Below are 13,420 nucleotides of genomic sequence, written 5' to 3' on the forward strand. Positions count from 1 at the left end.
CGCAGTTCCTGCAGGACGGCGCCGCCGGCACGATGCCGACGCATCTCGGCATCGTCTTCGACAAGTCGGAAGGGTCGTTCCGCAAGGAGATGTTCCCAGACTACAAGGGCCACCGCCCGGACGCGCCCGACGACCTCAAGCGGCAGATGCCCCTGATGCGCGACGCGGTGCGGGCCTTCGGCCTGCACGCGGTGGAGCTGGAACGCTACGAGGCCGACGACCTCATCGCGACCTATACCCGCCAGGCCGAGGCGCGGGGCGCGGGCGTCATCATCGTCTCCTCCGACAAGGATCTGATGCAGCTCGTGGGACCGCAGGTGCGGTTCTACGATTTCGAATCCGGTGCAAAGGGCAAGCCGGGCTACCGGCCCGAGCGCAACCTCGATGTCGAGGCGATCATCGCCAAGTGGGAGGGGCTTCAACCCAACCAGATCGGCGACGCGCTGGCGCTGATCGGCGACACCTCCGACAACGTGCCAGGTGTGCCGGGCATCGGCTTGAAGACCGCCGCGGCGCTGATCAAGGAGTTCGGCAGCCTCGAGGCGCTGCTGGAGCGGGCGGGCGAGATCAAGCAGCCCAAGCGCCGGGAAACCCTGCTCGCCAACGTCGATCAGGCCAAGCTGTCGCGCAAGCTCGTGGCCTTGATGGAGGATGTGCCGGTCCCGGTGCCGCTCGACGATCTCGGCGTGCCCGAGCCCGATCCGGAGAAGCTCGTCGGCTTCCTGAAGGCGATGGAGTTCAACACCCTGACGCGCCGCATCGCCCAGATGCTGCACGTCGACCCCGAGGCGGTGAAGCCCGATCCGCGGCTCCTGCCCGGAGCCCGGCCGCATGGCTACGGCAACGGGGCCGGCGGCAGCAACGCGGTGCCATTCTTCGGCGATTCCGTACCGCCGGATCCCGAGACCGCGGCGGCCGGGGCCGAGCGCCCGCCGGGCGCCGCACCGCCCGAGGGCGGCGCGGTGGACCCCTTCGCGGATCTTGACCTGCCGGACGCGCCCGCCAAGCCCCGGGCCCCCGTCGAGGCGACGCCTGGCAACGTCGTGGCGGCCCGGGCCGCGGAGGCCGTGGCCCCCTTCGACACCGCCGCCTACGAGACCGTCACGTCTCTGGAGCAGCTCGACGCCTGGATCGCCGAGGCCGAGGAAGCCGGTGTGATCGCGGTCGACACCGAGACGGACGCGCTCGACGCCCACAAGGCCGGCCTGGTCGGCGTCTCGCTGGCGGTGTCCACGGGACGGGCCTGCTACATCCCGCTGGCGCACGTGCAGGCCGCCAAGGTGCAGGCCGACGCCACCGACCTGTTCGGCGAAGGGGCCGCGCCCTCCGACGTGGTCGAGCCGGTCCCGGGCCAGATCCCCCTGAAGGATGCCGTCGCCCGACTGAAGCCGCTTCTGGAGAATCCCGGCGTCCTGAAGGTCGGCCAGAACCTCAAATACGATTGGGTCGTGCTCGCCCGCTACGGCGTCGAGGTGGCGCCCTTCGACGACACGATGCTGATCTCCTACGTTCTCGATGCCGGGAAGGGCGGCCACGGCATGGACGAGCTGGCCCGCCGCCATCTCGGCCACCAGCCGATCACGTTCTCGGATGTCGCCGGCACCGGCCGCAACAAGGTGAGCTTCGACCGGGTCGCGATCGACAAGGCCACCGCCTACGCGGCCGAGGATGCGGACGTGACGCTCCGCCTGTGGCGGATGATGAAGCCGCGCCTCGTCGCCGAGCACCGGGTCGCGGTCTACGAGACCCTGGAGCGCCCGCTCCTGCCGGTCATCGCCCGGATGGAGCAGCGCGGCATTCGGGTCGACCGGGACATGCTGAGCCGCCTCTCGGGGGATTTCTCGCAGATCCTCGTGCGCCTGGAGGAGGAAATCCAGGAGGATGCCGGCGAGAAATTCTCGGTGGGCTCGCCGAAGCAGATCGGCGACATCCTGTTCGGGAAGATGGGCCTGCCGGGCGCCAAGAAGACGCCCTCCGGCCAATGGGCCACACCGGCCACGCTCCTCGAAGAACTGGCCCAGGCCGGGCACGAACTGCCCAAAAAGATCCTGGAGTGGCGCCAGCTCTCGAAGCTGAAATCCACCTATACTGACTCGCTCCAGACCCATGCGGATCGCGAGACCGCGCGGGTCCACACCTCGTTCTCGCTGGCGGCGACCACTACGGGTCGGCTGTCCTCCTCCGAGCCGAACCTGCAGAACATCCCGATCCGCACCGAGGAGGGCCGGCGCATCCGCCGCGCCTTCGTGGCGGCGCCCGGCAACCGGCTGATCTCGGCGGATTATTCCCAGATCGAGCTGCGTCTCCTGGCCCACATGGCCGATATCCCGGAACTCCGGAAGGCGTTCGCGGACGGGATCGACATCCACGCGGCCACCGCCTCGGCGATGTTCGGCGTGCCGCTCAAGGACATGACGCCCGACCTGCGGCGCCGGGCGAAGACCATCAATTTCGGCATCATCTACGGCATCTCGGCCTTCGGGCTCGCCGACCGGCTCGGCATCGGCCGCGAGGAGGCCTCCGCGTTCATCAAGCAGTATTTCGAGCAGTTCCCCGGGATCCGCGACTACATCGATGCGACCAAGAAGAGCTGCCGGGAAAAGGGCTACGTCACCACCCTGTTCGGCCGGGTGTGCCACTATCCGCAGATCCGCTCCAACAACCCGTCCGAGCGCGCCAGCGTCGAGCGGCAGGCGATCAACGCGCCGATCCAGGGCTCGGCCGCCGACATCATCCGCCGGGCCATGACCCGGATGGAAGGGGCTTTGGCCGACGAGAAGCTCGGGGTGCGCATGCTCCTGCAGGTCCACGACGAGCTGGTCTTCGAGGCTGCCGAGGACGAGGTGGAGCGGGCGATCCCTATCATCCGCGGCGTGATGGAGGAAGCACCGGCGCCGGCCCTGACGCTGCGGGTGCCGCTGGTGGTGGAGGCCAACGCGGCGGGGAACTGGCAGGAGGCGCATTAGCGCGGATAGCGGCTGAACCTGGCCGTCCTCGCGACCGGAGCGGAGCGGGCCGGCACGACGCTCATCGATCCGGTGGGCGCGGGTTCAGGACAGGGGCGATGGCGTCGTCCTCGCGCGTCCGGTAGAGCGCCATCGGCTTGGTCGCGTGCGCCCGCTTGGGAGGCGTCGTCGCGCCGCACAGCACCGGGTCGGCCCGCAGGGTTTCGACGAAAGGGTGCAACCGGTCGAGGGAGCCGCCTCCGGCGGTCCATTGGACACCGAGATGCGCTGTTCGGTGCGCCTCCGTGGAGGACGAGAATTCGTCAGTTCAGCTCGATCCCGCGTTCCGGGCACGGCGAGATCGCCCTCGGTCAGGCACCCGGGTATCGCTGTCGCTCCAACATGCAGGATGCCCGCCGGGACGGGCAGGCTCGTCTGCAGAAGGTCGCTGACGAACGCGAACAGCCGTTCGGCTTCGGCGTGGGCTGCGTCGCTGTCGACTGAAATGCCGGCCGCCGGTTGTGCCGTCTGCCCTGGCCCACGCTCTTGCCCGTGCCCGGGTCAACGTATTTCGGCCGCACGGACTGTCGCCGGTCCAGAGGGCGGTGTTGGAGGCCTGCGCGGAGAGAACAGGTCAACGGATCGCCGCGATCCAGGCCCTGCCGTCCGGCAATCCCAGTCATTCCCGGGCACCCCCGGGCGAGCCCGGAACCCAGAGCCGCCGCCAGCCATGCCGGCACGCGGTCGAGGTCCGGATCCTGCTCCGCAGTCCCAGAATGACGGGGCTGTGACCTCGGGCTGGGCTCCGACCACAAGCATCCACAGGGCCGCCCTGGCTTGGAGATGGCGTCGAAGACGGTCATACGCGGTAAGTCCATGACCTGTATCGCTCAGAACTTGTGATCGATCCCCTCTCCTTCCTATCCGGCGGCGGCGAGGCCGCGCGGATGATCCGCGCACGCGACTGGACCGGCCATCCCCTCGGCCCCCCGGGGACCTGGCCGGCGGAATTCCGCGCGGCCCTTTCGCTCGTTCTCAATTCGCCGGAATCGATGATCCTGGCCTGGGGGCCCGATCTCCACTTCTTCTTCAACGACACCTACTTCCCGCTGCTCGGACCCCGTCTGGCCTGGGCCATGGGCGAGCGGTTCGACGTGGTCTGGGCCGATGCCTGGGATCAGGCCAAGCCGATCATCGACGCGGCCATGGCAGGCCACCCGGAGCGCTTCATCGATCTGCCCTGGCAGCTCGACACCGACCGGGGCTCCCGGGAGACGTGGTGGACCTTCTCGTACTCGCGGGTCCTCGACGCCGCGGGGCGGGTCACGGGGTTGTTCATCCTCACCAACGAGACCACGGCCCGCGTGCGCGCCGACGCTGCCCTCAAGGAGAGCCAGGGCCGCCTGGAATCCGCCCTCGCGGAACTGCGCGACCTCAACGCCACCCTGGCCCAGCAGGTCGAGGAACGCACCGCCGATCGCAACGCCCTGTGGACGCTCTCGTCCGACATGATGCTGCGCTGCCTGTTCGACGGCACGATCACCGCGGTGAACCCGGCCTGGACCGAGGTGCTGGGCTGGCGGCCGGACGAGCTGATCGGAACCAAGCTCATCGCCTTCGTCCACCCGGACGATTTCGACCGCACCGTCGAGGGCGCGCAGCAGCTCGCCACGGGATCGAGCCTCGCGCGCTTCGACAACCGCTACCGCCACCGGGACGGCGGATACCGCTGGATCAGCTGGGCGGCCCGGCCGGGGGAGGGGGTGATCAACGCCGTCGGCCGCGATTTTCCCGCGGAGCGCGAGCGCGCCGACGCCCTGGCCGCCACCGAGGAGGCCCTGCGGCAATCGCAGAAGATGGAGGCCGTCGGCCAGCTCACCGGCGGGATCGCCCACGACTTTCACACACTGCTCGCCGGCATCTCCGGATCCCTGGAGCTGATCCAGACCCGCTCGGCCAGGGCCGCGTCATGGATGTGGACCGCTACATCAACGCGGCGCAGGGGGCCTCGAAGCGGGCCGCGGCCCTGACCCATCGCCTGCTCGCCTTCTCGCGGCGGCAGACCCTCGATCCGAAGCCCACCGACGTGAACCGGCTCGTGGCCGGCATGGAAGAGTTGATCCGGCGGACGGTCGGCCCCGCCGTGATCGTCGAGGTGATGGGCGCGCCCGGTCTCTGGCCGGCCCTGGTCGACCCGCCGCAGCTCGAGAACGCCCTGCTCAACCTGTGCATCAACGCCCGCGATGCCATGCCGGAGGGCGGCCGGATCACGATCGAGACCGCCAATGCCTGGCTCGACGAGCGCGCCGCCCGGCGTCACGACATGCCGCCGGGTCAGTACCTCTCGCTCTGCGTCACCGATACCGGCATCGGCATGCCGCCCGAGATCGTCGGCAAGGTGTTCGAGCCGTTCTTCACCACCAAACCGCTGGGGCAGGGCACCGGCCTCGGCCTGTCGATGATCTACGGCTTCGCCCAGCAATCGGGCGGCCAGGTGCGGATCCATTCCGAGGTCGGCAAGGGCACCACGGTCTGCCTCTACCTGCCCCGCCATCGCGGCGCGGTCGCGGAGGAGGATGCGCATACCGCCGTCGGCGCGCCGCCGCGGGCCGCGCCGGGCGAGACCGTGCTGGTGGTCGACGACGAGCCGACCGTGCGCATGCTGGTCACCGAGGTGCTGGAGGATCTCGGCTACACGGCGATCGAGGCCGCCGACAGCGCGGCCGGCCTCAGGGTGCTGCAATCCGACGTGCGCATCGACCTGCTCGTGTCCGATATCGGGCTGCCGGGCGGCATGAACGGGCGCCAGATGGCCGAGGCCGGCCGGGTGACGCGACCGGGGCTCAAGGTCCTGTTCGTCACCGGCTACGCGGAGAATGCCGTCTTGGGCAACGGCCAGCTCGATGCCGGGATGCAGGTCATCACCAAGCCGTTCGTGGTGGAGGTGCTGGGCGCCCGAATCCGCGAGATGATCGGGACGGCTTGACCGCACGGCCGGTTCGGGCCTCATCGGCTGAGAAACGCCGGGGAGGAGACACGGAATGCGGGCGCTGCTGTGCACGAGGCTCGACGGGCCGGAGCATCTGGAGATCGTGGAGCGCTCCGATCCGGTTCCGGGTCCCGGGCAGGCCCTGGTGCGGATGCGGCTCGCGGCGCTCAACTTCTTCGACACGCTGATCGTGGCTGGGCGCTACCAAGTGAAGCCGGCCCTGCCGTTCTCGCCGGGCGGCGAGGGGGTCGGCGTGGTCGAGGCGCTCGGGCCAGGGGCCTCGGGCGTGGCCGTGGGCGACCGGGTGATCGTCCATGCCGGGCACGGTTGCTGCGCCGAACTCATCGCCCTCGACGCCGCCCGGCTCACGCCGGTGCCGGACGCGGTGCCGGACGAGCAGGCGGCCGGGCTCACCATCACCTACGGCACCTCGCTCCATGCCCTGGCGAACCGTGCCCGCCTGCAGCCCGGCGAATGGCTGGCGGTCCTCGGGGCCTCCGGGGGCGTCGGTCTCGCCGCCGTAGAGCTGGGGCGGCTGATGGGCGCCCGGGTGATCGCCTGCGCCTCCTCGGAGGAAAAGCTCGCCGTCGCCCGCGCCCACGGCGCCGAGGCCGGCCTCGTCTACGATCCCGCGACGCTCAAGGACGAGTTGCGCCGGATCTCCGGGGGCGGGATCGACGTGGTCTACGATGCGGTCGGCGATGCCTACGCGGAGCCGGCCCTGCGGGCGCTCGGCTGGCGCGGCCGGTTCCTCGTCATCGGCTTCGCCGCCGGGGAGATCCCGCGGCTGCCGTTGAACCTGATGCTCCTGAAGGAACTCGACGTGCAGGGCATCCACTGGGGCGCCTTCCTCGAACGCGAGCCGGAGGCGCATCGGGCCGACCAGCGTCGGCTCCTCGACTGGGTGGCCGAGGGCAAGCTCACCGCGCAGGTCCACGGCGTCTACCCGCTGGCGGACTTCCCGGAGGCCTTCGGCCTGCTGACCCGCCGTGCGGCCGTAGGCAAGGTTCTCCTGCGGCCCTGATCGGGCCGCGGCCGCCCGCCTTCGACTGGATCGGCGCTCGACCCGCGGCACGGCCTTGGTGGGCGACGCGTCATGCGTTCCGCGCTGATCTGCGGCGCAGATCACTTCCGAAGTAGAGGTTACGGAAAATCTGTCCTTCATCTTCGTGTGCCACGATGCGGCGGTGTCGTCCTCTGTGGTGCCCGAGATGAGCTTTCGCAGAAGTATCGTTTCGAAGCTGATACTGCCCTCGATGATCGGATTTTTGCTGTTTATCGCAAGCTCGACCATCGGCTTGATGCAGATACAGGCCATCAATGCCGCCGCCGTGGAGACCCGCGACGTCTGGGTGCGCAAGGACAACACGCTCCACGCGATTCGATTCCTGATGCTGCGGTACCACACGACGACGATCCGCAAGGTGGTCGCCACCGACGACGGCGAGAACCGGGACCTCGATGCCGAGTTCGTCGAGATGGATCGGACCATCCCGGAGGCCTTCCAGAGCTATCGCGTGCGCGCGATGACGCCCCGAGAGCGCGCGCTCTGGGACGCATTCGAGGGGCGGTGGAAGGTCTACCGCGTCGCGCAGGAGGCGATCCTCGCGCCGCTCAGGCGCGGCGACCGGAATGCGGCCCGTGACGCCATCGCGCCGGCCCGCCCGCCGCTGGTGGCCGCCTTCGATGCCCTGGCGGATCTGGCCCAGGTTACTGCCGAGGGCACGAACGTCTCGGTCCAGCGCTCCGAGGATGCGTTCCGGACGGCATGGTCCGTCACCATCACGCTCTCTGCGATCGGAGCGATCATGACCGGTGCGGCGGTCTGGTGGGTCTGGCAGCGGGTCGCCCGCCCGATCCGGTCCCTGGCCGAGATCATGGGTCGGCTCGCGGCCAACAACCTCGACGTGGCCGTCGGCGGCTCCGAGCGAGCGGACGAGGTCGGGGTCATGGCGGCCTCCGTCCAGGTCTTCAAGGACGGCCTGATCCGCGCGCGCACGCTCGAGCATGAGGCGGCACAGGCCCGCGCCGCGGCCGAGGCGCGGCGGCGGAGCGGCATGCAGCAGATCGCCGACGCCTTCGAGGGCACGGTCGGCGGCATCATCGGCACGGTCTCGGCCGCCGTCGCTGCGCTGCAGGACACGGCCTCAGCCATGAATGAGGCGGCCGCCGACACCGCCGATCGCTCCGGCCGGGTGGCGAGCGCGGCCGAACTCGCGGCCAGCACCGTCAACGTCGCGGCGGCGGCGGCGGAGGAACTCGGCGTCTCCGTCCAGGAGATCAGCCGCCAGGTCGCGGGTTCGACGGCGCTGACCCAGTCGGCGGTCGCGGACGCGGAGGCGACCGCGCACTTGGTTCGGGATCTGAACGGGGCGGCGGTCCAGATCGGTCATGTCGTGACTCTGATCTCGACCATCGCCGAACAGACGAATCTCCTGGCGCTGAACGCCACGATCGAGGCGGCGCGGGCCGGCGCGGCGGGCCGCGGCTTCGCCGTCGTGGCCGCAGAGGTGAAGGCGCTGGCCGGTCAGACCGCACGGGCGACCGACGAGATCGGCGGCCACGTCGCCCGGATCCAGTCCTCCACCGGCGACGCCGTCTCGGCGATCGGGCGCATCGGCGGCCGAGTCCAGGAACTCAGCGCCGTGGCGACGCGGATCGCCAGCGCCGTGGAGCAGCAGGGCGCCGCGACGCAGGAGATCGTCCGCAACGTCTCCCAGGCCGCCCAGGGGGCGGCTGACGTCACCAGCACCATCACGGGCGCCGCCGACGCGGCGAAGGCAACCGGAGCGGCGGCCGATCAGGTTCTCACGGCAGCCTCGGAGTTGTCGCTCCGGTCCGGGCATCTCAGGGACGAGGTGACGCGCTTCCTCGCGACCGTCCGCGCGGCCTGAGCGGGCGGGATCGGAGCGGACGCAACCCTCCGACCGCGCGCCCGACGCGCCGGCTCAGAGGAGCCCGCGCGCCTTGGCCAAGCCGACCAGATCCGCCTGCGGGCGGGCGCCGATGTGCTGGATGACCTCGGCCGCCGCGAGCGTGCCGAGGCGGGCGCTCGTGACGTGGTCGAGGCCGCGGGCGTGGCCGGCCAGGAAGCCGGCCGCAAAGAGGTCCCCCGCCCCCGTCGTGTCGACCACCTCGTGGACCGGGCTCGCCTCGACGGCGCAGACCTCGCCACCCTGCACCACCAGGGCACCGTCGGCCGAGCGCGTCACGAGGCCGAGCAGGTGACGGCCGCGGGCGTTGCGCTCGTCCCGCAGGGCCGCCACCGCGGCCTCGGCATCGTCGGTCTGGAAGAGGCTCTGCAACTCGCCGATGTTGGCGAAGAGGATGTCGATGGTGCCGTCGCGGATCAGACCGAGGAATTCATCGCGGTAGCGACCGACGCAGAACGCATCCGAGAGGGTCAGCGCAACGGCGTTGCCAGCCTGGTGGGCGATGTCGGACGCCTTGCGGAACGCCTCCTTGGCGGCCGGCGGATCCCAGAGGTAGCCCTCGAGATAGACGACCCGGGCGGAACGCACGAGAGCCTTGTCGACATCGTCGGGCGAGAGTCCCTGGCAGGCGCCCAGATAGGTGTTCATCGTGCGCTCGCCATCCGGCGTCACCAGCACGAAGCATCGGGCGGTGGCCGGTCCCTCGGCCGCCGCAGGGACGCTGAAGTCGACGCCGGTCGCCTTGAGATCGTGGCTGAACAGGCCGCCGAGCTCGTCGTTCCGGACCTTGCCGACGAAGCCGGTCTTGGCTCCGAGCAGGGCCGCGCCGACCGCGGTGTTGGCGCCGGAGCCGCCCGACACGATCGTGGCCGGGCCCATGGCCTCGAACAGCGCCTCGGCCCGCGGCTCGTCGATGAGCTGCATCGCACCCTTGGTGACGCCCTGCGCCGCCAGGAAGGCATCGTCCGTCCGTGCGATCACGTCGACGATCGCGTTGCCGAGCACGAGGAGATCGAGAGGTTCAGTCATCCGGGCGTCCTGATTCGCGTTCGCGCCGCTGTGGCATCCACCTCGGATCGGATCAAGCTCCGTCGTCGTCGGACGCGCGGTCGGCGAACAGCTCCGGGACGGGCAGGCGCAGGCCGGGCGGCGTCAGGTCCAGCGTCTCCTGGGTCGCGATGCGGGTCTCGATCAGGCCGCCCTGCGCGCGGCGGTGATGGATGACGAGGCGTTTGACCGGATCCACGATCAGATAGTGGATCACGCTCTCGAGACTGAAGTAGCGGGTCAATTTCAAACCCGAATCGACGGAACGTGTGCTCGGCGACTGCACCTCGACGACGATGACGGGATCGGTGATCTCCGTCGCATCGGGGTCAGCGCGCATTCCGCAGTAAACGAGGGCGTCGGGCTCGAAGACCGTATCCTGATCGACGCGAACGCTGATGCCATCCGGCAGCGCGTAGCAGGCGCTCTTCGCTTGCTTCAGTGCGGACCGGAGCGCCAGATAGGTGGCAGCCTTGACCTCGGCATGCCGAACGCGCTCCGGCGACATCGCGAACACCTCGCCATCGACCAGCTCGAAGCGCCCCGGCTGCCCATCGGCCCAGGTGAGAAACTCGTCGACCGTCATCCGGGATTTCGGCTGAGCGACCATGCCCGAGGCTAGCACGGATTCGGCCTCCTGGGAGCCGAGCCCGTGACGGGCCTCACCCCGCGATCTTCTCCAGCGCGACGTCCCGTGTCCGCGGACCCAGGAGCCCGACGAGCAGGCCCGCGGCCAGCATCGCGGCCGAGATGAACAGGAACACGCCCGGCGTGCCGGCCTCCCGCAGGACGAACGCGATGACGAAGCCCGTGAAGATCGCCGAGAAGCGGCTCCAGGAATAGACAAAGCCCACCGCCCTGGCGCGGATGCCCGTGGGGAACAGCTCGGCCTGATAGGCGTGGAAGCTGTACGACATCACGTTCGAGGCGAGCGTCAGGCCGATGCCGAGCGCCACGATGATCGGGACGTCCCGCGTCTGCGCGAAGGCGAGGCCGCAGCCGATATAGACGAGGGCGGCGGCCACGATGACGTGCTTGCGCTCGAACCGGTCGGCGATGGCGAGGCCGATCAGCGGGCCGACGGGGGCGGCCAGCGCGATCAGGGCCGTGTAGGCGAGGCTCGACGTCACCGTGATGCCCTGGGCCACCAGCAGGGTCGGCACCCAGTTGGCGAAGCCGTAGAAGCCCACCGTCTGGAAGACGTTGAATCCGGCCATCATCAGCGCCCGGCGCCGATAGGGCCGGACCCACAGGTCGCGGAAGGCGCCGCGCGGCTGCACCGGCTCCGCCGCGGCCGGCGCGGGCAGCGCGCCGCCATGCTCGGCCGCGATCCGCGCCTCCAGCTGCCGCAGAATCGCGTCGGCTTCCGCCAGACGCCCGTGCTCGACGAGCCAGCGCGGGCTTTCCGGAAGGCCCGCCCGCATCCACCAGACCACGATCGCCGCCGAGGCGCCGATCAGCACCACCCAGCGCCAGCCGTCGATGCCGAGGGGGGCGATCGGGATCAGCAGGTAGGAGAGGAACGCCACCACCGGCACGGCCGTGAAGCCGATGCCCTGGCACAGGGCGAAAGCCCGGCCGCGGATCGCCTTCGGGACGAGTTCGGAGAGGTAGCTGCCGATCGTCACCATCTCCAGGCCGAGGCCGATCCCTGCGACGAGCCGCCAGAGGTTGAGGCCGAAGGCGTCGCTCTGGCAGGCCATCACGACGTTCGCCGCGGTGTAGGCGAGGAGCGACCACGTGAAGATCGCCCGGCGCCCGAACCGGTCGGCGAGCCAGCCGCAGACGAGGGTGCCGATGAACAGTCCCGTGAAGAGGGCGGCCACGAAGCTCGCCACACCACTGGCGCCGAACAGGCCGGGGGTTGTCGGCGTCAGGATCCCGGCCTTGACGAGGCCGGGCGCCACGTAACCGGTGAAGAGCAGGTCGTAGAGTTCGAAGAAGAACCCGAGGCCGAGCAGCGCCACGAGGCGCCAGACCGTCGGCGTGGCCGGAAGCCGGTCGAGACGGGCCAGGATGGCACCCGGATCCAGACCGTCGTCGGCAGCCCGGACCGCCACACTCGTCGCCATGCCGCTGAGTCTCGCTTCGGCGCCGCAACGCCCCGGCGGCGCAGTGCCGCGGAAGTGGGCGCCGCGCAAGGGGGCAGGGGAAGGGGGGCAGGGAAGGGGGGCAGGGACCCGCTCAGGATCCGAAGACGGACCAGCCCATGCGCTGCGTCAGCCGCTCCAGGGCGATGCGGCCGAGATGGGAATTGCCCGCCGCGTCGAGACCGGGCGACCAGACGGCGATGGAGGCCTTGCCGGGTGCGATCGCCAGGATGCTGCCGCCGACTCCGCTCTTGCCCGGCAGGCCCACGCGATAGGCGAACTCGCCCGACCCGTCGTAGTGGCCGCAGGTCAGCATGATCGCGTTGATGCGGCGCGCGCGCTCCGCCGAGACCACCGAATGGCCGGTCGACGGGTTGATGCCGTTATGCGCCAGGAACCGGCCGGCGCGTGCGAGCTGGCGGCAGTTCATCGCGATGGCGCAGTGGTGGAAGTAGACGCCGAGCGTGTAGTCGACCGGATTGTCGATGACGCCGAAGGACTTCATGTAGTTGGCGAGCGCGGTGTTGCGGAAACCCGTGCGCTTCTCCGAGGCCGCCACGGTCTCGTCGATCGCGATGCTCGAATCCTGGGCCAGGAACTGCATGAAGCGCAGGATCTCGCCCAGCGCCTCGCGGGGCTCGTGGCCCGAGAGGATCACGTCGGTGACCGCGATGGCGCCCGCATTGATGAACGGATTGCGCGGCACGCCGCGCTCCCGCTCCAACTGGACGATGGAGTTGAACGGGTTGCCCGAAGGCTCGCGGCCGACCCGTTTCCAGAGCCGGTCGCCGACCATGCCGAGGGCGAGGGTGAGGGTGAAGACCTTCGACACGCTCTGGATCGAGAAGGGCGTCTCGCTGTCGCCCCCGGCGAAGACGCGTCCCGCAGCATCGATCACCGCCATGCCGAACTGACCGGGATCCACCCGCGCGAGTTCGGGAATGTAATCCGCGACCGCCCCCCGATCGGAGCGCTGGGCCATCTCCTCGGAGATTTCCCGGATGACGAGGGCAAGGTCAGGCACGGTGGGGCTCGGGCATCGAGACGCGTCGGAACCGGGCCGGTTCGCGACGTCCAGGCGATGCAAGGTCCGGTCCGGCGGGCCGATGATCTACCAGTGCCGATCGGGCGTGAAAACCGGAGCGGCGGAACTGCGCCGCCGTCCCGGCGCGGCGATGCCGGGACGGGTCCACGGGGGCGAAGTCAGGCGGCGGCGAGGGCCATCGCCATGGATTCCTTCTTCATCAGCTCCCGGAAGAAGCCGTCGAGATGGGTCAGCTTGTCGGGCGAGCCGTCCTGCGCGATGCGGCCGCCGTCGAGCACGACGATCCGGTCGAAATCCTGCAGCGTCGAGAGGCGGTGCGCGATCGCGATGACGGTCCGGCCCTTCATCAGGTTGGCGAGGGCCTGACGGAT

General features: G+C 70.0%; 8 protein-coding genes and 2 pseudogenes. 4 read left to right on the forward strand and 6 right to left on the reverse strand.

The genetic code is table 11. The features are described from left to right. On the forward strand, window positions 1-2,966 hold a 2,966-nt coding region (polA, locus tag I53_RS27385), incomplete at its 5' end, for a DNA polymerase I (RefSeq protein ID WP_043356928.1). A 61-nt stretch (window positions 2,967-3,027) separates the two neighbouring features. Here polA and I53_RS34350 read toward each other — a convergent pair. Beyond that, complete coding sequence (locus I53_RS34350) at window positions 3,028-3,186, reverse strand: hypothetical protein (RefSeq protein WP_187294423.1); 159 nt, start codon at window positions 3,184-3,186, stop codon at window positions 3,028-3,030. Window positions 3,187-3,844: 658 nt separating this feature from the next. Here I53_RS34350 and I53_RS27390 point away from each other — a divergent pair. From I53_RS27390 to I53_RS27400, 3 genes and pseudogenes are all read left to right on the forward strand, one after another. After that, a pseudogene (locus I53_RS27390) lies at window positions 3,845-5,931 on the forward strand (ATP-binding protein). Between the two features lie 55 nt (window positions 5,932-5,986). Next, entirely contained in the window at window positions 5,987-6,958 is a 972-nt protein-coding gene (locus tag I53_RS27395) for an NADPH:quinone oxidoreductase family protein (protein ID WP_043356930.1), read from the forward strand. A gap of 187 nt (window positions 6,959-7,145) precedes the next feature. After that, complete coding sequence (locus tag I53_RS27400; protein WP_043356931.1) at window positions 7,146-8,828, forward strand: methyl-accepting chemotaxis protein; 1,683 nt, start codon at window positions 7,146-7,148, stop codon at window positions 8,826-8,828. A gap of 54 nt (window positions 8,829-8,882) precedes the next feature. On the opposite strand, the gene I53_RS27405 is transcribed toward I53_RS27400, so the two are convergent. From I53_RS27405 to I53_RS27425, 5 genes and pseudogenes are all read right to left on the reverse strand, one after another. Continuing rightward, the gene (locus I53_RS27405) at window positions 8,883-9,896 is read right to left on the reverse strand and encodes an adenosine kinase (RefSeq protein WP_043356933.1); all 1,014 of its coding nucleotides are present in this window, start codon (window positions 9,894-9,896) and stop codon (window positions 8,883-8,885) included. A gap of 52 nt (window positions 9,897-9,948) precedes the next feature. Then, window positions 9,949-10,500 (reverse strand): Uma2 family endonuclease, encoded by a 552-nt coding sequence (locus I53_RS27410; protein ID WP_374701383.1) that lies wholly within the window; start codon window positions 10,498-10,500, stop codon window positions 9,949-9,951. A 76-nt stretch (window positions 10,501-10,576) separates the two neighbouring features. After that, window positions 10,577-11,986 carry an MFS transporter gene (locus tag I53_RS27415; RefSeq protein WP_043356936.1) on the reverse strand — a complete coding sequence of 470 codons (1,410 nt, stop codon included), beginning with the start codon at window positions 11,984-11,986 and terminating at the stop codon, window positions 10,577-10,579. Between the two features lie 112 nt (window positions 11,987-12,098). Continuing rightward, window positions 12,099-13,028, reverse strand: a complete 930-nt coding sequence (locus I53_RS27420) for a glutaminase (protein WP_043356938.1) — start codon at window positions 13,026-13,028, stop codon at window positions 12,099-12,101. A gap of 179 nt (window positions 13,029-13,207) precedes the next feature. Then, window positions 13,208-13,420 (reverse strand): annotated as a pseudogene (locus tag I53_RS27425) (ABC transporter ATP-binding protein); the annotation flags it as partial.

The sequence above is a fragment of the Methylobacterium sp. B1 genome (assembly GCF_000333255.1).
Taxonomy (GTDB): domain Bacteria; phylum Pseudomonadota; class Alphaproteobacteria; order Rhizobiales; family Beijerinckiaceae; genus Methylobacterium; species Methylobacterium fujisawaense.